This is a genomic window from Streptomyces sp. NPDC096046, assembly GCF_040303285.1.
In the GTDB taxonomy this organism is placed as follows: Bacteria; Actinomycetota; Actinomycetes; order Streptomycetales; family Streptomycetaceae; genus Streptomyces.
This window is the reverse complement of record NZ_JBEOSZ010000031.1, coordinates 47576-71477: the sequence shown is the minus strand read 5'-3', so window position 1 is coordinate 71477 and position 23902 is coordinate 47576. Positions and strand designations below refer to the sequence as shown.

The 23902-nt window shown below is 72.6% G+C and carries 23 protein-coding genes and 1 pseudogene; 9 read left to right on the top strand and 15 right to left on the bottom strand.

Going from position 1 to position 23902, the window contains the following annotated elements; translation table 11 throughout:
* Nucleotides 1-8: 8 nt before the first annotated feature.
* The 8 genes from ABTX62_RS24885 to ABTX62_RS24850 form a co-directional block, all read right to left on the bottom strand.
* Nucleotides 9-1388, bottom strand: a complete 1380-nt coding sequence (locus ABTX62_RS24885) for a YcaO-like family protein (RefSeq protein ID WP_352118267.1) — start codon at nt 1386-1388, stop codon at nt 9-11.
* Nucleotides 1385-2866, bottom strand: a complete 1482-nt coding sequence (locus tag ABTX62_RS24880; protein WP_352118266.1) for a CocE/NonD family hydrolase — start codon at nt 2864-2866, stop codon at nt 1385-1387. Before ABTX62_RS24880 ends, ABTX62_RS24885 begins: the two co-directional genes overlap by 4 nt.
* Nucleotides 2863-3717, bottom strand: a complete 855-nt coding sequence (locus ABTX62_RS24875; RefSeq protein ID WP_352118265.1) for a hypothetical protein — start codon at nt 3715-3717, stop codon at nt 2863-2865. The genes ABTX62_RS24880 and ABTX62_RS24875 overlap by 4 nt, the downstream gene beginning before the upstream one ends.
* Before the next feature lie 91 nt (nt 3718-3808).
* Nucleotides 3809-3922: a streptamidine family RiPP gene (gene amiA / locus ABTX62_RS24870; RefSeq protein WP_352118264.1), complete on the bottom strand. Its 114-nt coding sequence runs from the start codon at nt 3920-3922 to the stop codon at nt 3809-3811.
* Between the two features lie 56 nt (nt 3923-3978).
* Entirely contained in the window at nt 3979-4800 is an 822-nt protein-coding gene (locus tag ABTX62_RS24865; RefSeq protein ID WP_352118263.1) for an ABC transporter ATP-binding protein, read from the bottom strand.
* A 20-nt stretch (nt 4801-4820) separates the two neighbouring features.
* On the bottom strand, nt 4821-5771 hold the full coding sequence (locus ABTX62_RS24860) for a FecCD family ABC transporter permease (RefSeq protein ID WP_352118293.1): 951 nt from the start codon (nt 5769-5771) through the stop codon (nt 4821-4823).
* Nucleotides 5772-5824: 53 nt separating this feature from the next.
* The gene (locus ABTX62_RS24855) at nt 5825-7000 is read right to left on the bottom strand and encodes a FecCD family ABC transporter permease (protein WP_352118292.1); all 1176 of its coding nucleotides are present in this window, start codon (nt 6998-7000) and stop codon (nt 5825-5827) included.
* 104 nt (nt 7001-7104) lie between these two features.
* The gene (locus ABTX62_RS24850) at nt 7105-8082 is read right to left on the bottom strand and encodes an ABC transporter substrate-binding protein (RefSeq protein WP_352118262.1); all 978 of its coding nucleotides are present in this window, start codon (nt 8080-8082) and stop codon (nt 7105-7107) included.
* An 87-nt stretch (nt 8083-8169) separates the two neighbouring features.
* On the opposite strand from ABTX62_RS24850, the gene ABTX62_RS24845 reads away from it, so the two are divergent.
* Entirely contained in the window at nt 8170-9369 is a 1200-nt protein-coding gene (locus tag ABTX62_RS24845; RefSeq protein WP_352118261.1) for a YncE family protein, read from the top strand.
* Between the two features lie 212 nt (nt 9370-9581).
* On the opposite strand, the gene aztD is transcribed toward ABTX62_RS24845, so the two are convergent.
* The 4 genes from aztD to aztB all read right to left on the bottom strand — a co-directional run bounded on the left by aztD (nt 9582) and on the right by aztB (nt 13962).
* Nucleotides 9582-10784, bottom strand: coding sequence for a zinc metallochaperone AztD (aztD, locus tag ABTX62_RS24840; RefSeq protein ID WP_352118260.1), 1203 nt, complete (start codon nt 10782-10784; stop codon nt 9582-9584).
* An 86-nt stretch (nt 10785-10870) separates the two neighbouring features.
* Entirely contained in the window at nt 10871-11848 is a 978-nt protein-coding gene (gene aztC, locus ABTX62_RS24835; RefSeq protein ID WP_352118259.1) for a zinc ABC transporter substrate-binding protein AztC, read from the bottom strand.
* Nucleotides 11845-13080, bottom strand: a complete 1236-nt coding sequence (locus tag ABTX62_RS24830) for a hypothetical protein (protein ID WP_352118258.1) — start codon at nt 13078-13080, stop codon at nt 11845-11847. The genes aztC and ABTX62_RS24830 overlap by 4 nt, the downstream gene beginning before the upstream one ends.
* 21 nt (nt 13081-13101) lie before the next feature.
* Nucleotides 13102-13962: a zinc ABC transporter permease AztB gene (aztB, locus tag ABTX62_RS24825; protein ID WP_352118257.1), complete on the bottom strand. Its 861-nt coding sequence runs from the start codon at nt 13960-13962 to the stop codon at nt 13102-13104.
* A gap of 15 nt (nt 13963-13977) precedes the next feature.
* Between aztB and aztA the strand changes: the two genes are divergently transcribed.
* The 7 genes from aztA (at nt 13978) to argB (ending at nt 20383) form a co-directional block, all read left to right on the top strand.
* Complete coding sequence (aztA, locus tag ABTX62_RS24820; RefSeq protein ID WP_352118256.1) at nt 13978-14721, top strand: zinc ABC transporter ATP-binding protein AztA; 744 nt, start codon at nt 13978-13980, stop codon at nt 14719-14721.
* A 532-nt stretch (nt 14722-15253) separates the two neighbouring features.
* Nucleotides 15254-15556 (top strand): hypothetical protein, encoded by a 303-nt coding sequence (locus ABTX62_RS24815; protein WP_352118255.1) that lies wholly within the window; start codon nt 15254-15256, stop codon nt 15554-15556.
* 61 nt (nt 15557-15617) lie between these two features.
* Nucleotides 15618-15932 carry an ArsR/SmtB family transcription factor gene (locus tag ABTX62_RS24810; RefSeq protein ID WP_352118254.1) on the top strand — a complete coding sequence of 105 codons (315 nt, stop codon included), beginning with the start codon at nt 15618-15620 and terminating at the stop codon, nt 15930-15932.
* Between the two features lie 576 nt (nt 15933-16508).
* Nucleotides 16509-17444 carry a metal ABC transporter solute-binding protein, Zn/Mn family gene (locus ABTX62_RS24805; RefSeq protein ID WP_352118253.1) on the top strand — a complete coding sequence of 312 codons (936 nt, stop codon included), beginning with the start codon at nt 16509-16511 and terminating at the stop codon, nt 17442-17444.
* 11 nt (nt 17445-17455) lie between these two features.
* Nucleotides 17456-18334, top strand: coding sequence for a metal ABC transporter ATP-binding protein (locus ABTX62_RS24800; RefSeq protein ID WP_502998009.1), 879 nt, complete (start codon nt 17456-17458; stop codon nt 18332-18334).
* Nucleotides 18331-19254 (top strand): metal ABC transporter permease, encoded by a 924-nt coding sequence (locus ABTX62_RS24795; RefSeq protein ID WP_352118252.1) that lies wholly within the window; start codon nt 18331-18333, stop codon nt 19252-19254. Before ABTX62_RS24800 ends, ABTX62_RS24795 begins: the two co-directional genes overlap by 4 nt.
* 241 nt (nt 19255-19495) lie before the next feature.
* Nucleotides 19496-20383, top strand: coding sequence for an acetylglutamate kinase (gene argB, locus ABTX62_RS24790; RefSeq protein WP_502998008.1), 888 nt, complete (start codon nt 19496-19498; stop codon nt 20381-20383).
* Here argB and ABTX62_RS24785 read toward each other — a convergent pair.
* The 3 genes and pseudogenes from ABTX62_RS24785 to ABTX62_RS24775 form a co-directional block, all read right to left on the bottom strand.
* Nucleotides 20370-20891, bottom strand: coding sequence for a GNAT family N-acetyltransferase (locus ABTX62_RS24785; RefSeq protein WP_502998007.1), 522 nt, complete (start codon nt 20889-20891; stop codon nt 20370-20372). The genes argB and ABTX62_RS24785 overlap by 14 nt on opposite strands.
* Before the next feature lie 29 nt (nt 20892-20920).
* A pseudogene (locus tag ABTX62_RS24780) lies at nt 20921-22494 on the bottom strand (amidohydrolase).
* 8 nt (nt 22495-22502) lie between these two features.
* The gene (locus ABTX62_RS24775; protein WP_352118251.1) at nt 22503-22715 is read right to left on the bottom strand and encodes an MbtH family protein; all 213 of its coding nucleotides are present in this window, start codon (nt 22713-22715) and stop codon (nt 22503-22505) included.
* A 93-nt stretch (nt 22716-22808) separates the two neighbouring features.
* Between ABTX62_RS24775 and ABTX62_RS24770 the strand changes: the two genes are divergently transcribed.
* Nucleotides 22809-23902 (top strand): alpha/beta hydrolase-fold protein (locus ABTX62_RS24770; RefSeq protein WP_352118250.1); only part of this gene is annotated, 1094 nt, incomplete at its 3' end.

Sequence of the window (23902 nt, the reverse complement as noted above, 5' to 3'; positions counted from 1 at the left end):
TGCGGGCCTCACATGTGCGGCGGAGGCGCCAGGGTGAAGTCCCCCGGTGCGCTCGGCGGGGTGGTCCGCCATCCCCGTGCGACGGCGGTCTCGGCGAGACGCGGGCAGCCGAAGTAGCCGAAGGCCGCGGGGGCGTTGGGCAGGAGACCGGAGACGAGGACCCGGGCGACGCGCAGGGGTGTCTCGGCCACGTCCTCCGTGGTGAGGTCGAAGGTCATGACCCGGTGGCCGCCCGCGTCGAGCGCGCTGTCCAGCCGCTCCCGGCCGCCGGGCTCGACCTCGTCGACGGACACGGTGCCGAGGGCGGGCTCGGTGAAGCGCCGTGCCTGGGCCGCCATCCGTTCGTCCAGCCACACCTGGACGTGCGCGCCCAGGTCCCGCACGTGCTCGAACTGCTCGCCGCACGCGTCGAGATAGCGGCCGTCGGCACGGTGCTCCAGGTACAGCCCGCGGGCGAGCAGCCCGGCCTCCACGGCCTGGAAGACCCAGCCGCCGGAGTCGGTCAGGCCCTGGGTGAAGACCCAGGTGTGGACGGCTTCGAGGACGGCCTTGCGGGCCGCTTCGGCCGGGTCGTACTTGCAGGCGAACCCGGCGGCGTACAGGCCGAGACGCGGGTCGTGGACGAGCGCGGCCATGCAGGGGGCGAACTCCGAGCGCATCTCGACGATGTGGACGTCGAACGCGGAGCCGGCGAGGTCGTCGGCGAGGCCGGGCACGCTCGCCGGGTCGATGCCGCGGGCCGGGCCGTCCAGATGCCACCACAGTTCCAGGGCGTCGCGTTCGACGATCTCCAGCAGGGCGCGCTCGACGGCGTCGTCGAGGCCCTGTCCGGTGGCGATCCCGGCGTAGTTGAGGTGGTGGGTGCGGGGCAGCTCGCGCAGGTCGCCCTGGCGCCAGTTGAGGTGGGTGAGCGAGACGGGCGCCCAGACCTCCGACGTCCGTCCGCCGGGCAGCCGCTCGGTTCCGCGGGTCCACAGGGCCGGGGTGTCGGCGGTGAGGGGCCGGTAGGGGAACTTCTCGCGGGCGTACTGCCAGTCGGCGTACGCGGGCAGATCCCCGGGGCCGTACAGAGGCAGGCCCTTCTCGGCCAGTTCGGCGGCGGTGGCACGGACAGGGGCGTCGGGATGTCCGGGCGGCGGCACGCGGTTGCCGCAGTACCGCTCGATGCCCTCGGCTATGGCGGCGACGCGGGCCTGATCGGGGTCGCCGAAGGTGGTGCCGAGGGAGACCCGGTCGGCGGGCCACAGCCCGAGTCTGCGGGCGTCGGATATCTCGGCGGTGAGCGCGGTGTAGCGGGGCGGGGCGCCCGCGGGGTGTTCGACGGGCTTGACGTCGCGGACGATGCCGCAGAGGGGGTCGACGAGTGCTTCGAGTGGCAGAGCCGTCATCGCGGGATCTCCTCGGCGGGGTCGATGGGGGTGGGGCGGGACGGGAGCACGGGCAGCGTGAGCGCCACCCCGGCCGGGTCGACTTCGCGCCGGGAGACGAGCAGCCGGTCGGCCGTCACCGGGTCGTCGCCGGTGTGGGGATTGCGGGCGTGGGCCGGAAAGTGGTGCCCGGCGATCTCCAGGCGCAGCCGGGTACCGGCCCGGAGCCGGCGCGCGAGCCGGCCGAGCTCGACGGTGAAGTCGGTTGCCCTGCCCGCGGGTTCCTCGCGCCGCAGGACGCCGACGGCGAGCCGCTCGGCGGTGCCCTCCGGTGCGAGGGCGACGAGCCGGACCGCCCAGTCGGCGGACGGCGTGTGGGCGGTGGCCCGCAGCCGGACCCGCACGGGTCCGACCACGTCGAGCGGACGCGGCTGCGGCGGGGTGACCAGCAGGCAGCGGTCGGGCGGACCGCCGGTGGGGACGGTCAGGTCGTCGGAGCGGACCGGGCGGTCGGGGTCGGCGGTGAAGGTGAGGCCGTGCAGCGGCCGCAGCCGTGGGATACGCGGCGCGCCGTCGGTGCCGGCGGACAGCCACAGGTCGGCGCCGCCCAGCGCGAGCGCGCCGTGGCGGCCGGGGGCGAGTGCGCCGGTCAGGGCGCGGCGGGCCCAGCGCACGTACAGCTCACCGAGGTTCAGCCGGTGCGCGGGCGCCGCGTCCGGGCCGGGCGCGCTGACCAGGCCGTGCCCCCACGGGCCGAGCAGCAGACGCGCCGAGGGTCCGCCCCAGGCGCGCCACAGTGCGACGGTCTCGGCGGTGAAGTGGTCGTGGTGGCCGCCCACCGCGAGCAGAGGCGTCCCGGCGTGTGCCGCCCGCACGACGAGGCGCCCGCGCTCGTGGTGGCGCCACAGATCCCCCCAGGAAGGCAGACTCCGGCCCAGCCGCTCGGGGAGACCGGACACCGGCAAGTGGGTCAGGAGTGCGGGATCCGCGGCCAGGGCCTTGTCCAGCGCGCTCTCGTCGGAGTCCCGCCGGTCACCGTGAGCGGCCCACCATCCGGCGCGGGACAGCAGCCGCTCCGGGCCGGACGCCTCGCGCGCCGTGTCCGCGGGACCGAGGGCGGGCACGGCCGCGATGACGGCGTCCGGTCGGGTGTCCTCGGGCGCGTCGAGGGCGAGGACGAGGGCGCAGTGGGCCGCGTAGGAGGCACCGACGGCCACCAGCCGGCCGTCACTCCACCGCTGCCGCCGGATCCAGCGGACGGCCGCCGCTCCGTCGGCGGTCTCGCGTGTGTACGGGTGCCACTCCCCCGGTGACGCGAAGCGGCCCCGCACGTCCTGGACGACGGCGGCGAATCCGCGGCGGGCCCAGCCGCGTGCCTCGGCCCCGTGCCGGATGCGGTCGTACGGGGTGCGGATCAGGACGGCGGGGAAGGGGCCGTCGCCGGCCGGGAGACAGACGTCGGTGGCGAGCTCCGCCACCGCCGCGCTGAACGCCGTCATATGTCCTTCTTCGGCATCGGTGCGACGTCGGGCACCGGAAGGATGGAGTGCTCGGTGACGGCCAGGGTGCGCAGGTCCACGCGCCGGAGCCGGCGACGCGCCGGGAGGCCGGCCGTGTCGGGGGCGCCGGTGGCCCACCGGTCGAGGTCGTCCGCGAGCAGCGCCGCGAGCAGCGTGGCGGCGGGAACGGCGAGCCGCACCGGTGCGCCGGAGGTGCGGGGTCCGCTCCAGTACGCGGCCAGTTGGCGGTGAGCGGGCGTGGCGGCGAGCCGGCGGGACCGGACGTGGGCCGAGGTGACGTCTCCGGGAGCGGCCGCGAGCGGCTCGACGTACGCCTGCCAGCCCTCGCGGTGGCAGCGCAGCCACGCGACACCGTGTCCGGGCAGGCTGTCGGCGGTGTCCCACAGCCCGTCGGGCACGGGTCCGTCGAGGCACCACACGACTGCGGAGGGGGCCCCGTCGAGCAGGTCCTCGATACCCACCGGTGCTCCGCCGGAGGCGGGCGGGGCCGGAGTCGTACGGGGCCGCGCGCCCAGGGCGGCCAGTTGCGCGGCGAGCGGTTCGGTCAGTACCGGGTCGCCGAGGATCCGGATGTTCCGGCGGGCGGCGGGCCACTCCGTGGGCGGTTGCCCTTCCGCCAGATAGCCGGCCTTCTCGAACGCCAGGACCACAGGTGCGAGTTCCTCGTCCACCGGGGCCGTGGTCGCGCCGCTGAGCAGGGAGAGCAGGGTGTTCTCGTCCGCACCCCCGGTCCTGACGCTGAGGAACTCCCCTTCGGAGGTGCGGACGGCGAGCCCTCCTTCGGGTACGGCGACGACCTCGACGCCCGGGACGAGTCGGCTACGGGACACGGCGATCCTCCTGACGGCGGCTCTGGGACGGGAGTGGGCCCGCCCGGAAGGCATCGGGCGGGCCCACGATCGAGGGTGGCTAGGCCCTCGCTTACTCCTCGGTGTCCTCGAAGGGGTTCTCGACGAGCGCGTTGGAGTGGGAGGCCGAGGCGTGAGCCAGCTGGCCCGGGTCGGCGATCGGTGCGAAGACCTTCTCGTTGTCCATGAACTCTCCTTCATCAGCAGGGAGATGCGGCGTTCCGGTGAGCGCCGCGACCCACACTAATGAATCTGATTTTCATATTCTAGAGCGGGGAGAGGGTGATCTGGGTAACACACCGGCCAGCCCCCCTCGGGATCCCGGCCGACCCGGCCGGCCACCTTCAGCACGTCCGCCAGCAACGCCGGTGTCACGACCTCGTCCGGCGTTCCGTCGGCCACCACGCGGCCGTCGCGCAGGGCGACGATGCGTTCGGCGAACCGGGCGGCGTGCGCCAGGTCGTGCAGCACCATCACCACGGTGAGTCCGCGTTCCCCGCGCAGGCGGACCACCGTCTGCAGCACGTCGAGCTGGTGGTGCAGGTCCAGGTAGGTGGTCGGCTCGTCCAGCAACAGGACGCGGGTGTCCTGGGCGAGCGCCATCGCGAGCCGGACCCGCTGGCGCTCGCCGCCGGACAGCGCGTCGACATCACGGTCGGCCCACTCCTCCACGCCGACATCGCGCAGTGCCCGGCGCACGACGGGGTCGTCGCCCTCGCGCAGCATGCCCAGCGGGCCGCGTGCCGCGTACCGCCCCTGACGGACGAGGTGACGGACCGTCATGCCCGGGACGGCCGGAGCGGACTGGTGCAGCAGCGCCACCCGCCGGGCCGTGGCGCGCCGCGAGAGCAGGGCGAGGTCGTCCCCACCGAGCAGCACGCGCCCCTCGTCGGGTTGCAGCAGCCCGGCGGCCAGCCGCAGCAAGGTGGACTTGCCGCAGCCGTTCAGGCCGATGAGAGCGGTCAGTTCGCCCGGCCGGACGGTCAGGTCGACGCCCCTCAGCACGGGTCGTCCGGGGTAGCCGAACCGGACCCCTTCCGCGTGGATCCCCACGGCCTCGGTCATGCACTGTCCTCGATTCGACGTCAGAACGAACGGCTCGGCGTGCGGCGCACGACGACCAGCAGCAACACGGCGCCGAGACAGGCCGTGAGCGCCCCGACCGGCAGCGTGAGCCGCTCGGACTCCAGCGCCGCGGCCAGCAGCCGTGAGGAGAGCTGCGCCACCGCGTCCGCCCCGCACACCACGACCGCGCCCACCAGGGCGGCGCCGGGCAGGCCGACCCGCAGGTCCGCGCCGAAGACGGCCACGGCCAGGTGCGGGACGAGCAGCCCCACGAAACCCAGCGCGCCTACGGCGGCCACCGCGCCCGCCGTCAGCGCCACCGCGCACAGCAGGGCCAGGGTCCGGGCCCGGCGGGCGGAGAGCCCGGCGGCGAGGGCGATGTCGTCCCCGCAGCGCAGCAGGGTCAACGGCCCGGCCAGCAGCCAGGCCGCGGCCCCCCAGAGAAGCGCCCAGGGCCATAGCAGGTGCCAGTGCTGCCACACCCGGCCCTCCGTGGTGCCCACCAGCCACTGCACGACACTGCCGAGTTCGCCCGGCTCCACGAGCAGCACCATGGCGGTGAGCCCACCGAGCACCGCCGACACCAGCACCCCGTGCACGGCGGTCTGCGCGGGATCACCGCGTCCGCGGCCGGCCAGCAGCCACAGCAGGGCCGCTCCGGCGCAGCCGCCCGCGCAGGCGGCGAGGACCACGGCCAGGGGCGAGTCCCACCCGGCGAGTCCCAGGGCCGTGGCGGTGACGGCGCCGAGCACCGCCCCCGGGGTCACGCCCGTCACCTCCGGGCCGGCCAGGGGATTGCGCAGCGCGGACTGCAGGACCAGCCCCGCCACGGCCAGGCACGCGCCCGCGCCGAGGGACACCAGCAGCCTGGGCAGGCGAAGTTCGAACAGGATGTGGCGTTCCGTCGCGTCACCGCCCCCGTTCAGGACATCCCAGGCCACCCCCGGGGACATCCCGCGCCCGGCCACCATTTCCACGCCGGCGCACACGACGGCCAGGGCCGCGAGCGCCGTGAAACGCCGGGTCACCGTGCCTCCTCCGTTCCGGAAGCCCTGGAAGGTGCCGTCCCGGAAGTCCCGGAAGTCCCGGAAGGAGGCGGGCAGACACCGCCGGGACCATCGTGTCGGGACTCGTCTCGACCTGCGCCGGCCGGCGCCCCGAGGCGAGGGACTCCGTCCGCCGCACCGGACACCGGCCCCCTCGGCCGGTGCGACGTCGTGCGCACGGCGGCCGAAGCGGCCGGTCCACGCCGGGCGGCGCGGCCGCGCCCCCCGGACCGCATCAGCGCGACCCCGGCCGGCACCCCCAGCAGGGCTGTCCAGGCACCGGCAGGTGTCTCCACGGGCGCCAGCGCCAGCCTGGCCGGGACATCGGCGGTCATCACGACGACGGCACCCCAGGCGGCGGACCACGGCAGCCAGCGCACGGCCCCCGCGGCGGGGTCGAACCGACGCGCCAGGTGCGGGGCGAGGAAACCCACCCACGCGACGGGTCCGCACACGGCCGTCACCGGGGCGATCAGCACCACGGCGATGCCCAGCGCGGCCAGCCTCGCGCGATGAGCGCGCACACCCAGCGCCTCGGCGTCCTCGTCTCCCAGCCGCAGCACCGACAGCACCGGCGCGCACAGCACGAGTGCGGGGGCCGCGACGAGCAGCCACGGCCACAGGCCCGTCACGTCGTCCCAGGTCCGGGCCGAGAGGGAGCCGAGCAGATAGCGGTAGATGAGCTGGAGGTCGAGCTGGTCGGCCATGACCATCAGGACGAGCAGAGCGGCCTGCAGCGCGGCCGCCACCGCTGCGCCGGTCAGCAGCACGGCGGACGGACTGCGGCCCACTCCGGCGACCAGGAGCGTCAGCCCGCCGCCGAACGCGGCCCCGCCGATGGCCAGCAGCGGCACGACGACGGCCGGCAGCGACAGGGTCAGCACCAGCGGTGCGGCCACCCCCAGCGCGGCCCCGGACGACACGCCCAGCATCTCCGGCACCGCCAGGGGATTGCGCAGCGCCTCCTGGAGCACCAGTCCGGCCGCCCCCAGACAGGCCCCGGCGACGAGCGCCAGCACCAGGCGGGGCACGCGCAGTTCGGTGACGACGATCCCGGCGAGCGTGCCGTCCCCCTCCAGCACCGCGGCGACCAGCCGGTGCGGGGGAACGCCGGGGGTGCCGAGACTGAGCGCGCAGACCGAGGACACGGCCAGCAGTACGACGACCAGGAGTGGTTGCCACCTCCGTGCGCCGCGCGACGGCCGGGGGCCTCCCGCCGCGGTGCGATCCACCGCGGCGGGAGGCGAGAGGGACGACCTCACCGCAGCGCGGCCGTGGCCTCGTCGAGGACGATGCCCAGCGAACGGGTGCCGCGCCCCTTGGCCCACACCTCGGAGTTCACCTCGTGGACGTCGCCGTTCTTCACGGCCGGGATCTTGCCCCACAGAGGGTTCTCGGCCAGCTTCTCCGAGAGCTTGCCGTCCGCCTCGCCGAAGCTCAGCGTCTCGACGAACAGCACGTCGACGTCCTTGGCGAGGACTTCCTCGAGGCTGTAACTGCCCTCCACACCACGGGACTTCCACGGGTAGTCGGCGATCTTGGGGAACAGGCTCGCGGCCACGTCGCCCTCCGGGGTCGCGACGCCGAAGTTCTCGTCGCTGCCGTAGACGATGAGGGCCGTCTTGTCGCTCGGGGCCTTCTCGGCCGCGGCGAGCTTGGCCCGGAAGGTCCTCTCGGCCTTCTCTCCCTCGGCGGTGCGGCCGGTGAGCGCGGCGACGTCGCGCAGGTACCCCACGCTGTCCTGCCACGTCTCGGGCTGCATGGCCCAGAACGTGGTGGCGCCCTTCAGCGCCGGGGCGAGCTTGCCGTGGGTGTCCCCCAGCCCGATGACGAGGTCGGGCTTGTGGGAGAGGATCGCCTCCACCTCGGGGGCGATGAACCCGCCGGGGATGACGTCGACCTCCTTGGCCTTCTCCTCTCCCAGGAAGTCCGGGTGCGCCAGCAGCCCGCTGTTGGTGGCCGTCGGGGCGATGCCGAGTTCGGTCAGGATGTCGTCGCACAGTGCGAACAGGCAGACGATCCGCTCCGGCTTCTTCTTCAGGGCGATCTCGGCGCCGTTCGTGTCGGTCAACTCCGTCGCCGCCTTGATGGGTTCGACGGTGACCTCGGTCTTCGGGGCCGGCCCGGCCTTGTCACTCGCGGGTTCTTCGGACGACGAGCCGCAACCGACCAGGAATGAACCCACCACCGCTGCGGTGATCCAAGTGCGGATGAATCTCGACGGTGAGCGCAGCATCGATGCCCTCGCTTCTTCTCAAGTACCGGGAACGCACCGAAGATACATGATAATCGTTTTCACCAGACCGGTTTTCTGGAGGATTCCATGCCCGCTGCCGCTCCCGTCCTGCTCGTCTCCGACCACGTGGACGGTTCCGTACACGTGGTGACCGTGCCGGACGGCGCCGTCGCGGGGCGCCTCACAGGCCGTCATCTCTCCGAGCACGCCGGGTTCCTGGCGCTGCCGGGCGGGCGGGTGGCCTGCGTCGACGACCGCCGAGGGGAATTGCTGGTCCTCGATCCCTTCGCGGAGAAACTCGTGGAACGGGCGGTCCCGGTCGCCGTGCCGGGCGAGCACCTCGCGTGCGACCCGTCCGGTCGCCGGCTGGCTGTGACCACCGGCCTGGGCGTGAACAGCGAACCGTGGTCGGACCTGCTGACGGTCGTCGATCTGGCCACCGGAGAGGCCACCCGCGTCCGCACGCGGGTCGGCGAGCCGGGCGTGACGGTGCTGGGCGGCGAGGATCCCCTGGTCGTGCTGCGACACCGGGAGCCCGGCGCGCTGGCCGTGCACCGGTTCGCGGACCTCCTCGCGGCTCCGCCCGGCTGCCCTCCGGTCACGCCCCACTCGGTTCTGCCGCTGCCGGACGACGGCCACGGGGACGCTCAGGAGCCCGGCGTGGGACGTGTGTTCGCGGCCACGGGCGAGGGCGTGCACCGGGCCCGGAGGGAGGGCGACGCACTGGCCGCCGAGGCGGTCATCGCGTGGGAATCGCGCGCCCGGGGCTGGTACCTCCGGCTCGACACCCGCCGGCAGGCGCTGTGGAGCACGCTGCGCGGTGGTGATCCTGATCCGCTGCGGTGGCCGGAATGGACCAACCAGGCATGGCACCACGACCTGGAAACGGGCCGCACGCTCCACACGGAACTCGGACCCGGACTCGTCTTCCGGCTGGCTCTCGCCCGGCGCCACACCGCCTTCACGCGTATCCACCCCGACGGCGACGAACTGGTCCTGCTGAGCACCGACGACATCGTCCACCGCTGTCCCCTGCCCCCCATGGACGGCGCTCCCCGTCGCGGCGGCACCCCCTGGGAGGGCGTCCAGCGACGGGCGGTGGCCGCCTCACCGGGCTCCGACTGGATCGCCGTCAGCCGGGGAGGGCACGGCGAGGTGCACCTCGTCGACGCGGAGACGGGCCACGAGGCGACCCGCGTCCGGCTGAGCACACCCCTGCATCACGGCGGCCACATGGCACTGCGCGTCCGGAACGACGGCGCCGACGGTGATCCCGTGGGACGGTGACGACGTGTTCCGGACCGGCCCGGTCCACACGCCCGGAACAACCGCACCCCGCAGGGGGATGACCGGCACCGCGCACCATGGCCCGACGGTGGGACCGGCCGGCATCCGGGTGCCATGGGCCCGGCAGCGCCCGGGGGTGGCGGCGTGCCCCCGTCGGCGCGGCCGGAAAGCCGCGGCGGCGAGGGCACGAGGGCGTGGCGGACAGGAGGCGGTCAGTGACCGGCGACGACGCCCGACAGTTCGTTGGTGCTCTCCGGCAGGGTGACGGAGGTGATCTTCTTCCCCGTCTCCAGGTCGATGGCGTGCAGGCCCTTCTTGCCGGGCTCGGAGACATACGCGATGTGGTCGCGGACGAACAGGGTCGGCCGGGCCTGCTGCCAGTCCAGCGGCTCCTGCCACTCGCCCACGGCGGGGATCTTCTTCTCGACCTTGCCGGTGTTCTGGTCGATGACGTGGATGGCGCCGTCGGTGCCGAGGACCAGGGCCTCCCCGTGCGGGCCGCGGGCCAGTGAGCGGAAGGAGTAGCTGGTGCCCAGGTTCACCAGGCGCAGCTTCTTCTTCTCGGTGTCGATGAGGGAGACGCGGGTGGGCCGCTCCAACTCGGCCTCCGGGTCGGTCTTGTAGTCGCCCAGCAGGATCGGCGAGGTGTCGCTGCCGGCCTGGTTGCCGATGCGGCCGTAGTCGTCGGGGGCGTCGATCTTGGTGAACTTGCCGTCCTTGTAGATCAGGATGCCGTCCTCGCAGCCGATGCCGATGGCTTCGTTCTCGGCGGCCGCCTCGCCGTGGACACCGGGGCAGTCCTCGTTGCGCGCGATCTCCTTGTTGTTCTTGTCCAGTACCAGCGCGCCGGTGCGCTTCTCCTCGGTGCCCAGGGTGCTGAGGAGTGTGCCGTCGGCCAGTTCGACGGCGACACCGTGGTGGGGTTCGGCGGAGGTGTAGGTGCGTCCTTCCGGCTTCTTGCCGCTGCTCAGGTCCGCGGGGTCGAAGACGTTGACCTCCCCGGTGCCATCGGTGAAGAGCACGGTCCTGCCCGCGTGCCGTACGACGTGGCCGGGCTTGGCACCCTCGTACACGATGTCGGTGAGGGTCTGCCCGGTGGCGTTCAGGACGCGGAAGCCGGCGTCGGTGGAGACGACGACATGGTCCTCGTCACCCGCCGGGTTGACCCGGTTGAAGCCGGGGAGCTCGATGGTCTCGGCCGTCTTGAGGCTCTTGCCGTCCAGGATGTAGAGGCCGCCGTCGAAGGTGGCGACCAGCGGGTCCTTGACCGCGGCGGCCTTGGCGCCCGGGGCGTTCTTCGCCTTCGTGTCGGAAGAGGAGGAGGCGCCCTCTCCTCCGCAGGCGGTCAGAACCGCGGACACCGCCAGGGCGAGTGCCGTGCCCGTGAGAGCTCTGTTGCGTATCGGCTTGTTCATCGGTGTGTTCCTTTCCGCGCCGCTCGGTGGCGGCAGCGAGGTGGAGCTGATGGCTCGTCAGCCGGTGGCTGCAGGGGCCTGGAGGGTCAGTCGCCGGTCAGGCCGTCGACCATGGCGGTGGTGTTGGCGCGCATCATCCGCAGATAGGTGTCGGCGCCCTCGCCCTCGGCGGTCAGCGACTCCGAGTAGAGCTCGACGACCTGGACCCGGCCGCCCATCTCCGCACGCAGCACCTCGGCGAGCCGTCGGGGCTGGGAGGAGTCGGCGAAGACGGTGTGTACGCCCGCCCGTTCCATCGCCTCGGTGAGGGAGCGGAGATCCGAGGAGCTGGGTGAGGCCAGCGTGGTGCCGCTCGGGATGACCGCGCCGATCACCCGGAAGCCGAAGCGGTCGGCGAGGTATCCGAAGACGTGGTGGTTGGTGACCAGGGCCCGCTTGCCCTCGGGTACGCGGTCGAAGGACTTCTCCATCCAGGCGGTCAGGCCGGTGAGTTCTTCGGCGTAGCGGTCGGCGTTGGCGCGTATCGTGCCGGGGTCCACGCCGTCGACGTGCTCGATGACCTGGTCGGCTATCAGACCGGTGGCCTTGCGCACCCGGTCGGGGTCGGTCCAGAAGTGCGGGTCGGGGCGCCCTTGCTCACTGCGGGGACCGCCGTCGTCTGCCGTGTGAAAGGTGAGCGGGTCGGCCGCCTCGCCGGCCGCGAAGGTGGCGACACCGGACTCGCGGGCGGCGTCCACATGCCGTAGTACGTTCTCCTCCAGCCCGAGACCGTTGCAGACGACCAGGTCGGCCCGTTCCAGTTCGGCGGCCTGCACCGCCGACAGGCCGAAGGAGTGCGGGTCGGCGTTGGGCTTCATCAGAACGGTGACGGCGGCCTGGTCACCGACGATCTCCCGGGTGATGTCGCCGAGGATGTTGGTCGTGACGACGATGCCGGGCCGGTCGTCGTCGGTGGTGCACGCCGTCGCGGTCGCGGCGGTGACGAGGGCGAGCAGGCCCACGACCAGACTGCGCAGCCGCGCGATCCCCACCCGCGCGCGCTGCTTCGCCTCGGTCCGGCTCATCGTCCGGTCTCCGCCATGAGAACCGGCTTGACGTCCAGGTCGAAGGAGCGCGCGATGCGCAGGCCGTCGTTGTAGTCGATTTCGAACACCTTCTTGCCTTCGGGGTCGTTGACGTAGGCGCGGCTGCGGTCCACCTCGATCACGGGGGCGCTGCCCTTGGCGCCTGTCCTCGTCCCCCCGGTCAGCAGCGGCTTGGTCCGCGCGGTCCGCTTTCCGGTGGCGATGTCGTAGCCGTGCAGCGAGCCGTCGGATTCCAGGACGAGCAGCGGGGAGCCTTCTCCGGCTGTGTTGGCGGCGACGACCGGACCGGTGTCGACCCGGGTCCACGTCCGCTCGGTGACGTCGAGGACCCATACGGCGTCGCTTCCGGCCGGGGCGGTGAGGGTGTCGCTGCCGGGCCGCTGACGGAAGGAGGTGGCCCGCTCCCGCGCCGGGACGTCCTTTCCGTAGGGAATCTCCTCGGCGGTGAAGGCGCCGTCCTCGGTCCGGACCAGCAGGGCACCATCGGCGCAGCCCAGGATCACGCCCCGCCGGGTGACGGCGTCTCCCCTGGGCTGCTCGCACTCCACGTCCGGGGCGGCGACGCGTTCGCCCGTGCGGTCGAGGACGACGAGCTCGGTGGTGCCGCCGTTGTCGGCGAAGGCGAGCAGGTGTTCCTCGTACGGCACGACGGCGCCCGTGTAGGTGCCCGGCAGCGTCCGGGGGGACGCGATCCTGCCCTTCTCCAGCTTGCCGCGGTCGTAGAGGAGGGTGCGCCCCTCCCCGTCGGTCACCGCGGTCACGGCGGCATCGCCGCGTACCTGCGCCCGGCTGCGCGCGGGAAGTTCACCCACGTCGCGTACCGCCGCGCTGTAGTAGTGGACATGGTCCCCGTGGTCCACCATCCAGGCGCCGCTGTCGAGCACATGGATACCGCCGGACGCGTGGAGGTAGCCGAACCTGCCGTCCGTTCCGAGCCGGACGGCGCCTTTCACCTGAGCGGTGGTGTGCACCTTGCCGGTGATGAGGTCGAGAACCCTGGTGCTGCCGCTGCCGGGGTCGTTCAGCAGGAGCCGGGACTGCTGCTCGGCGGCCTCCTGCGCCCCCTCGACGTATCCGTGCGGAGTGGCGGAGGGGGAACTCACCGCAGGGCGGGAGCCGTCGGCCTTGTCCGCCGCGCAGCCCGTGGCCAGCAGCGCGGCGAGTGTCAGTGCGGCCGAAGCCCATGGAGTGACGTTTCTGCAGACCGTCATGACGATCGCCTCAGGCTTCTTTCAGTCGACTTCGAGTACGGGAGCGGCGGCGGGGGCATGGCGCGCACGGCGTTGAAGCAGCCCGGACACCGCGTGGGAGAGGAAGAACAGGCTCACCGCGAGGGCCGCGACGGTCGCGCCGGCGGCGGTGCTCAGATGCCAGGACAGCAGCAGGCCGCCGAATGTGGCGGTGGCTCCGAGGACGGCGGCGAGGGCCATCACCCCGCGCACGCCGCGGGCCCAGGGCAGCGCGGCCGCGGGCGGTGCGATGAGCAGTCCGAGGACGAGCAGCGTTCCCACGATGTGGAACGAGGCGACGATCGCCAGCCCGAGCAGGCCGAGCAGTACCCCGTGGGCCAGACGCGGCCGCAGCCCCAGGGTCTGGGCCTTGCGCGCGTCGAACGTCAGGGCCAGGAAGGCGCGGTGGCCGAGGACCGACACCACCAGCGCCGCGAGCAACGCCGTCGCGAGCACGAGGAGGTCCTGCTGCCGGACGGCGAGGACGTCACCGAAGAGGAAGCCGGTCAGGTCGACCGCGAAGGACTGCGAGCGCGAGACGATGATCACGCCGAGGGAGAGCATGCCCACGAACAGCAGTCCGATGCCGGTGTCCTGGGACAGCCTCGGGGTACGACCCAGCGCGGTGACGCCGGCCGTCATGACGGCGGCGCTGACCACCGCGCCCACCATCAGGTTCCCGCCGAACAGCGCGGCCAGCGCGACACCCGGCAGCAGCCCGTGCGACATGGCGTCCCCCAGGAAGGCCATCCCCCTGAGCACCACCCAGGTGCCCGCCAGCGCGCAGATCGCGGAGACGAGAACGCCGCCCCACAGGGCCCGCTGCACGAAGGTCACCTCGAAGGGGGCCGTCAACCATTCCATGACCGCGACATTACAATGAAAATCATGTTCACTAAACCGCGCCCCTCGCCCGCCCCGCCCCGAGAGGGGACCGCTCACATCCGCTTCCGCGGACTGTGCGCCGGCTATCCAGGGCGCCCAGTGCTCCATCAAGTCAGCGCGGACATAACGACGTTGGCCACGACAGTGCTCGTCGGCCCGAACGGCAGCGGCAAGTCGACCCTGCTCGGCGTGCTCGCCGGTGTGATCAAGCCGACATCCGGCGATCTCCACCTCAACGGAGACCGGCCGCCCGCCTTCGTGCCTCAGCGCGGAGCCGTCGGCGACACCCTGCCGCTCACCGTCCGGCAGGCCGTGGAGATGGGGCGCTGGGTCGAGCGCGGCCCGTGGCGCCGGCTGACCCGCCAGGACCACACGACCGTGGACGCCGCGCTCGACCGACTCGGCATCCGGGACCTCGCCTCACGTCAACTGGGCGAGCTGTCGGGTGGGCAGCGCCAACGCGCGCTCATCGCGCAAGGGTTGGCGCAGGCATCCGACCTGCTGCTCCTCGACGAGCCGACCACGGGCCTGGACCCGGAGGCCCGGGAGCGCATCGGGGCGCTGCTGACCGACCTCGTCGCAGACGGGGTGACGGTCGTCCAGGCCACGCACGACCTGGAGGCCGCGCGCACGGCGGACGCATGCCTCCTGCTCCAGGACGGACGCCTCGCCGGACAGGGGCATCCGGACCAGGTCCTCACCACGTCGGCGCTGGCCCGCGTCTGGCAACCCCTCTGAGGCGCGGCGGCGCACAGCACTTCGGCTGCCCGGCGCTTCGGCTGCCCGGCCGAGATCGCCCGGCCGACACCCGGGGCCGAGGCTCCTCATGACCCGGTGTGGGCACGCCGGGCCATGAGGAGTCTCCTGCCCGGCCCCCCGCCGGGACCCTCTCCGGGCCAGGGGCTGCCGCATCCGCCGTGCCGGTTGGTGAGTTCGAGATCCGAGCCGGGTTATCCGGCTCCCACTCGCCCGGCTCCGCCCTTCTCCAACCGGTGGACGGTCTCGCCACCCCCGTGCGCCCGGAGTCCCGTGAAGACCAGGCGGTCCACCGTGGACGTCGCCTGTGCGGCGCGCCCCCGCACCAGCGCGGCGCCTTCCGTGCACGGTGCACCCGCCCGGCCGGACGATCCGCACCAGGGAACGCGCGCCCCGTCGCCCAACACATTCGTACATCGCTATATGTTAATGTCGCTATACACGGTCGCGGTCGGCGAGAACCCATGCCTCGACCGAGCAGGAACACGACCCACCGCACGATCAGGAGCACGAGATGACCAGCGCCACCGAGCACCGCACGCACGACGACCACACCCACACCCACGGCGAGGGCTGCGGGCATGTCGCCATCCCCCACGGCGACCACACCGACTTCGCGCACGACGGTCACCTCCACCGGAACCACGACGGCCACGTCGACGAGTGTGCGAGCACCGGCCACGCCACCCATGAAGGTCACGACCACCAGCACGGCGAGAGCTGCGGGCATGTGGCCATCCCCCACGAGGACCACGTCGACTACGTGCACGACGGCCACCGTCACGCGGCGCACGAGGGACACTGGGACGATCACTGAGCCGGTTTGCGGGGCGCCGCCAAGGAAACCGGCAATCATTGCCACTTGCTAATGTGCGCATATGACGACCACTCCTCCGGCGACCCCTTCCGACGAACCGATGCGAGCCCTCCTGGCGGCCAGTGACCTCCTGAAGGCGCTGGCCTCCCCGGTCCGCCTCGGCATCGTGCGCGAACTCTCGGACGGCGAGAAGTACGTCCACGAACTGGTCGCCGCCCTCGGAGTGAGTCAGCCACTGGTGTCGCAGCACCTGAGGGTGCTGCGCACCTCGCGCATCGTGACCGCACGCCGGCAGGCACGGGAGATCCGGTACGGCCTCACCGACGAGCACGTCGCGCACATCGTGCTGGACGCCATCCGGCACGCACAGGAGTAGCCCCGCCTGTCCGTGATCCGGCACCCCCGCGATGCGGCAACGCCGGACTTCCTTGTCGACCCCGGACTCCGGAAGTCCGAGCCTCAGCGGGCCACGTGCCGCGGGCCGGGTCCCGCGCACGGCCGGGCGGGCCGTCCGCCGCCGTCCGCATTGCGGCCCTCGGCCGGGCGCCGACCGTCTCCGCGCCGGCCTCGGTGACGAGCGGACCCAGGCGCACGACAGCCCCGGCGGGCTTCGGTCCGGTGTGCACGGCCGCACGGCCGCGTACAGCCCATGGCCTCGGCGGCGGCACGGGATCACCCCCAGGCAGCCGGTGGAGACCATGCCCCCTGAGGGACAGCCCCACACGGCGCGTCACCCGAGTGGCCTGATCGGCCAGGGCGTGAGGCAGCCGCATCCGCCGCACAGGCAGCCGTCACGTCAAGCCTTGGCAATGATTTTCACATCGCTCAGATTCAGCCATGGTCCTGACATTCGTTTCCATCTAGCGTGGGTAAGTAACCGGCTTCGACCGACTGATCCGATCTCGGCTGATCTGTCGCGAAAATTCCCCTTACCACCCGCCCTGGAGGACCCATGCGCACGCCGCCGCCCCGCCGCCACCTGGCGCTGATAACCGGGGCCTCCCTGGCGCTGCTGGCAGCCTGCGGCAGTTCGGACTCCGCAGCCGACGGGAGTTCCACGTCGGACTCGAGCGGCTCGTCCAAGATCACGGTGGTGGCCTCGACGAACGTCTACGGCGACATCGTCGAGCAGATAGGCGGCGAGCACGTCGACGTCACCTCCATCATCAGCGACCCCGACCAGGACCCGCACTCCTACGAGGCCGACACCCAGAACCAGCTGGCCCTGTCCAAGGCGAAGGTCGTCGTCGAGAACGGCGGAGGCTACGACGACTTCGTCGACAGGATGCTGAAGAGCAGCGACTCCTCCGCCGAGGTGATCAACGCCGTCAAGGTCTCCGGCAGGACCGCGCCCGAGGGCGGCGAGCTCAACGAGCACATCTGGTACGACTTCCCCAGCGTCGCCAAGATCTCCGACAGCATCGCCACCGCCCTGGGCAAGGCGGACCCGGACCACGCCGCGACCTTCACGAAGAACGCCGAGACCTTCAAGTCGAAGCTCACTCCGCTGGAGTCGAAGGAAGCGCAGATCAAGAAGGAGCACGGCGGCGAGGGCATCGGCATCACCGAGCCGGTGCCGCTGTACCTGACCGAGGCGAGCGGCCTGGTCAACAAGACGCCCGAGGAGTTCAGCGAGGCGATCGAGGAAGGCGACGACGTCTCCCCGAAGGTCTTGCAGGAGACCCTGGCCCTGTACAGCGGCAAGCAGGTCGAAGCGCTGGTCTACAACGCGCAGACCTCCGGCCCGCAGACGGAGAAGGTCGAGAGCGCGGCCAAGGCGGCCGGCATCCCCGTCGTACCCGTGACCGAGACCCTGCCCAAGGGCGAGAACTACCTCGGCTGGATGACGGCCAATGTCGACGCGCTCGCGAGCGCGCTGGCCAAGTGAGGCGACCGGGCATGTCCTCCCTGCCCCAGGCCCACCGGAGCGACACCGGCACCGGCGTCGCCGACGGCTCCCCGGTGCTCGCTCTGCGCGGCGCCGCCGTGTCCTACGGCGAGCGGATGGTCTGGCACGGCCTCGATCTGGAGGTGCGGCCCGGTGAGTTCCTGGCCGTCCTCGGACCGAACGGGTCGGGCAAGACCACCCTCGTCAGGACCCTGCTGGGCCGGCAGCAGCTGTCCGCAGGAACGCTGACCGTCCTCGGCCGGCCCGGGCCCGAGGCAGGCCGGCACATCGGCTACGTCCCCCAGCAGGCGGACGTGTCCGCCCACGCGCTGCTGCGCGCCCGCGACCTCGTGCGCTTCGGGATCGACGGGCACCGTTTCGGACCGCGGTTGCGCACCGCCGGCGTCCGTCGACGGGTGGACGAGATCCTGGAGGCGGTCGGGGCCTCGGCGTACGCCGACGTCCCCCTCGGCATGCTGTCCGGGGGCGAGCGGCAGCGGGTACGCATCGGGCAGGCCCTGGCGACCGACCCGCGCATCCTGCTGTGCGACGAGCCGCTGCTCTCCCTCGACCTCCACCACCAGCGGGCCGTCACCGAACTCGTGGACGCCCGGCGCCGCTCCCACGGCACCGCGGTGGTCTTCGTGACCCACGAGATCAACCCGGTGCTGGGGCTGGTGGACCGGGTGCTGTACCTGGCACGCGGCGGCCATCGGGTGGGAACGCCGGAGGAGGTGCTGACCTCCGAGTCGCTGTCCCGGCTGTACGGCACCCACGTCGACGTGGTCCGGGTGCACGGCCGGATCGTGGTCGCCGGAGCCCCCGACGAGCCGGCCCCTCCCCATCATCCCGCCCCCGAGACCCATCGGACCGACGGAGCGCGCCCATGACGTTCGCCGACGGGATCTGGCAACAGATCTTCAGCTTCGACAACTACACCGAACTGCTGGTGCTGGTCCGCAACTCCCTCGTCGCCGGCGCCGCGCTCGGTCTGATCGGCGGCCTGGCCGGGGTCTTCGTCATCATGCGGGACCTGCCCTTCGCGGTGCACGGCATCAGCGAGCTGTCGTTCGCGGGCGCGTCGGCCGCGCTGCTGATGGGGCTCAACATCGTGGCGGGCTCCATCGTCGGCTCACTGATCGCGGCCGGAGCGATCGGCGTGCTCGGAGCGCGCGCCCGGGACCGCAACTCGGCGATCGGCATCCTCATGCCCTTCGGTCTCGGCCTCGGGGTGCTCTTCCTCGCTCTGTACAAAGGCCGGGCGGCCAACAAGTTCGGCCTCCTCACGGGCCAGATCGTCGCCGTCGACACCCCGCAGATGACCTGGCTGCTGGGCACCTCCGCCCTCGTCCTGGTCACCCTGGCGATCATCTGGCGCCCGCTGGCCTTCGCCAGCGCCGATCCGGACGTCGCCGAGGCCCGCGGCGTGCCGGTGCGGGGACTGTCCTTCGCCTTCATGCTCGTCCTCGGACTCACGGTCGCCCTGTCCGTACAGGTCGTCGGCGCCCTGCTGGTCCTCACCCTCGTCGTCACCCCCGCCGCGGCAGCCGCCCGCATCACCGCGTCACCCGTCCTCCTGCCGCTGCTCAGCGTGGCCTTCGCCGTGGTCTCGATCGAGGGGGGCATCCTGCTCGCCCTCGGCAGCTCCATCCCCATCAGCCCCTACGTCACGACGGTCTCCTTCGCCATCTACGTCGTCTGCAGGTGGGCGGGCAACCGCCGGACGCGACGCCGGGGCACAGGACGCCGGGGCACAGGCGGAACCCCTCCTCCCCTCGCGTGGGCCTCAGCGGAAAAGGTGCCTCGCTGACGAACACAGGCGCACCATCGACGCATCGGCGTAGCCGTACGGCTCCTCGTGAACGGCCGGCCCGGGCGTCCGCGGTACGGGCTCAGGGGCGCCCCGAATAGTTCCTCACCCCCTGGAGGACCTCGCGCAGGCCATGCCAACTTCCGCTGCTCCACGCCCTCTTGACCAATGAGCCTTCGATTTAGGTTAGGCTTGGCTAAGTGGCATCTCTCCCATGTCGGTGAGGAAACGGAGTGACCGCGTGACCGTGACACCCGCCCGAGCAGGGGATCCCTCCGTCCAGGCCCTTCCCTGGCCCGAGGAGCCGCGGGGCGGTGTGGTCGTCGTGAAGTTCGGCGGCAACGCCATGGTGGACGCGAGTCTGCAACGGACCTTCGCGCGGGACGTCGTGGAGTTGTGGCACGCGGGTCTGCGGCCGGTCGTCGTGCACGGCGGCGGGCCGCAGATCAGCGCGATGCTCGACCGGCTCGGGCTGGAGACCCGGTTCGAGGCCGGCCTGCGGGTGACCACCCCGGAGACCATGGACGTGGTGCGCATGGTGCTGACGGGTCGCGTGCAGCGGGAGCTGGTCGGGCACATCAACGCCCACGGGCCTTTCGCGGTGGGCCTGACCGGCGAGGACGCGCACACGATGACGGCCGTACGGCGGCCGGCCCGGGTCGACGGCCGGGCGGTGGACCTCGGTCTCGTCGGCGATGTCGTGGACGTGAATCCGGCCATGGTGCGCGCGCTGCTGGAGCAGGGGCACATCCCGGTCGTCTCCCCCGTGGCGCGCGGCGCGGACGGGCAGGTCTACAACGTCAACGCCGATCTCGCGGCGGCGGCCCTCGCCGTGGCGCTCGGCGCCGAGCGGCTGGTGATGCTCACCGACGTCGAGGGGCTGTACGCGGACTGGCCGCACAGCACCGAGGTGATCGCGCGACTGACGGCCCGTGCGCTGGACGAGCTGCTGCCCGGGCTGGCGAGCGGGATGCTGCCGAAGATGGAGGGCTGTCTGCGGGCCGTCCGCGGCGGGGTGCGCAGGGCGCATGTGGTGGACGGGCGGGTACCGCACGCGGTGCTGCGCAGCGTGCTCACCGGGGCGTGCCCGGGCACCACCGTGGTCCCCGACCAGGTCACCTCCTCCTGACCAGCACGTGCGCGTTGCGCCGCGGGTCCAGGGAATCGGCCCAGGAGCGCGGCGCCTGACGGGCCGTCGTCCGCGTGAAGCCGTAGCGCAGGAACAGTCCGGCGCTCCCGGTGGTCGCCGTGTACAGGGCGTCGAGCGACCGGGCGTGCGCCGTGGCGAGCACCGCGCGTAACAGTCCGGCCCCCGCTCCGCTGCCCTGCCGGTGCGCGGCCACGCAGAAGTTGTAGACGACGCCCGCGCGTTCGTCGCCCTCCCCCGGGCCCGCGGGGTACGCACGCAGGCCGACGCAGCCGTCGAGGGTTCCTTCGGAGGCCTCCAGCACCAGGAAGTCGGCCGCGTGGGCGGCGTAGAGGGAGACGGGGCGTTCACGCAGTGCGCCCGAGTGGACGAAGGGCCGGGACAGGGCGGCGAGGGCGGGAGCCTCGTCCGGGCGGGCGGTGCGCACGGACGGTGTCAGCGCCGGAAAAGCGACGGGCGGCGTGGCAGGGCGCGGCGTGGCCGTGGTCAAGGGGTTCCTTCCTCGGTCCTAACCGGGAATCAGGCGCGCGGGTGGCTCGGGAGGCCGTCGACGTAGGTCTGCGCCACCTCGATGTCGCCGATGCGCGAGGGGTCGACGCGCCGGGGGTCGTCGCCGAGGACGACCAGGTCGGCGCGTTTGCCCGGGGTGAGGCTGCCCAGGCGGTCCTCCCAGTGACAGGCGCGGGCGCCGGCGACAGTGTAGGCGTGCAGGGCCTGGTCGACGGTGACGGCCTCGTCCGGGCCGATCAACTGCCCGGAGGCGGCAACGCGTTCGACCAAGAACTGGACGGCGCGCAGGGGCGATCCATCGGCGACGGGGCGGTCGGAGCTGCCCACCAGCGGGATGCCGTGGTCCAGGAACGCCTTTCCCCGGTACATCCAGGGCGCCCGTTCCTCACCCATGATCGAGGCGTAGTCGTCGCCGAAGCAGCGCAGGAAGGCGGGCTGGACGACGGCGGTGACGCCGAGTCGCGCGAAGCGCGGGAGCTGGTCGGGCCGGATCAGCCCCGCGTGTTCGATGCGGTGGCGGGCCCCGGGACGGGGTCGCAGGCGCTGAGCGCGCTCGATCGCGTCGAGGGCGATGTCGGCCGCGCGGTCGCCGATCGCGTGCACGGCGAGCTGCCAGCCGGCGAGGTGGCCGTCCACGATGACGTCGGTGAGCACGTCCGGGTCGTCCTGCAACTGCCCGGCGTGGTCGAGTCCTTCGTACGGGCGGGTCAGCGCGGCCGTGCGGGCCATCATCCCGCCGTCGGTGTAGATCTTCAGCGCGCCGACGGAGAGCCGGTCGTCGCCGAAGCCGGTGCGCAGGCCGAGGTCGAGGGCGCGCGGGATGCCGTCGGTGTCGTGGGCGGCGACCGGGCGCAGCCGGTCCGCGGAGACCATGAGCTGTACGCGCAGCGGCAGCAGCCCCTTGTCCCGGGCGAGTTGGTAGGCGCCGAGTTCGACCGGGCTGTGACCGAAGAGGGTGCCGCCGATGCCCGCTTCGGCACAGGCGGTGACCCCCTCGGCCAGGCAGGTGCGGGCCGCGCGGCCGATCGCCTCGGCCAGGTCCTCCTGGGAGCACGGCAGACGCAGGGCGCGGGCGGCGCCCTGGCCTGCTCGGCGAGGAAGCCGTTCTCGTGCGGGATGCCGTCGGGGAGCAGGTCCAGGACGGCGGTGTTGACGACGCAGCCGTGCCCGGAGTCGTGCAGCAGGTAGAGCTTGCGTCCGTCGCTGACCCGGTCGAGGTCCGCGGCGGTCAGATGGCGGCCCAGGGCCCGCTGGTCGTACCCGGCGATGCTCACCCAGTCGCCGGGTGCGCTGGTGCGGGCGACGGCCCCGGCCACGACTGCGAGCACGTCGTCGATGCGGGTGCGGCCCGCGATGCTCGGGGTGTTCTGCTTGAACCCGGTCCAGGCGAGGTGGACATGGGCGTCGATGAACCCCGGCAACACCGTGGCGCCCTGGAGGTCGACGGTCTCCCGGGCCGGCAGAGCCGTCACGGCGTCGTCGAGACCCACGATCCGGCCCTGCCAGATGCCCAGGTCATGGGCGACCGGGTGGTCCGGATCCATGGTGAGGAAGCGGGCGTTGGTCAGCCTGGTACACAGCATCGACAGAGTCAGGCGTCCTGGGCCGCGGCGAGGGACCGGGGGCGCAGGTCCGTCCAGTGGGTCTCGACGTACTCCAGGCACGCCTCGCGGGTGTTCTCGGCGAAGGCGATCGTCCATCCCCCGGGCACCTCGGCGAAGGACGGCCAGAGGGAGTGCTGGCCCTCGTCGTTCACCAGGACCAGGAAACGGCCTTCGTTGTCGTCGAAGGGGTTGGTGCTCATGCGCGGTGCCTCCTCGGAGGGTCAAGGTTAGGTTAGGCTCGCCTAATTGATGGAGCTTAGCCTTTGCCCCTTCCCTCTCACAAGGAGACGTTCATGCGCTTGGCCGCGGCCGACAGGGAGGACGCCTTCGCCGAGTTCGGGCTGCCGGGCGCGCCCGGCAGTGACGCGTTCTGGACCGCCGCCGCGGGCGCACCCGTGGCGGTGCCGGACGGCGCCGACGGCTGGGGGACCCTGTTCCTGTGGCGCGGGTCCGAGCCGGTGACCGTCGAGTTCGAGAGCTGGTCGGAGCCGGTCGCCCTACGGCGCTGGAAGGACACGGACTGCTGGTACGCCGAGGTGCGCATGCCCGCGCGGCTGCGGGTGACGTATCGGTTCCTGGCGGCTGACGCGTCGTACGCCGACCCGCTCAACCCCGCCGGGGCAGGCGGTGACCGGTCCATCGCCGCGACGCCGGACGCCCCGGAGCAGCCCCACTGGCCCCTGCTGGGGGCCGATGCGGTGCTGCCCGTGCCACGGGCGCGGATCCGCTGGGCGAGTGCGCGGCTGGGCGGGCGGCGGACCGTGCGGGTCCATCCGGCGGGGGGCGGAGGGCCGGTGGTGCTGCTGCTCGACGGGGACGACTGGCTGTATCTGCATCCGGCCATGACGGCGTTCGACTCGGCGGTGGAAGCGGGGGATCTGCCGCCGGTCACTCTGGTCTTTCTGCCCGCCAAGGACCGGGCGACGGAGTTCACGTGCCGGCCGGAGCTGTGGGAGGCCGTGCGGGACGAACTGCTGCCACTGGTGGCGGAGTCGGGCGTCCACGCCGATCCGGGGCGGCTGGTGGTCGCCGGGCAGAGTCTCGGAGGGCTGAGCGCGGTGTACGCGGCGCTGGAGTTTCCCGAGTTGGTGTCGCGGGTCGCCTGTCAGTCCGGGTCGTTCTGGTGGACGCCGGATGCCCCGGGGTGGGCCGATCCGCTGGGCGGGCCGGTCGGTGGCGCGGTTGCCGAGCGGCTGCGGGAGGGGGCCGAACTGTCGGGGCTGCGGGTGGCGTTCGATGTCGGCGAGCACGAGGACCGGATGCTGCCCCACTGTGAGGTGACCGAGAGCTTGGTGGAACGCGCCGGGGCGACCGTGCGGGTTTCCCGGTCCGCTTCGGGGCATGACCGGGCCGGGTGGCGTCATGCCCTGCTCAGGGACGTCGGCTG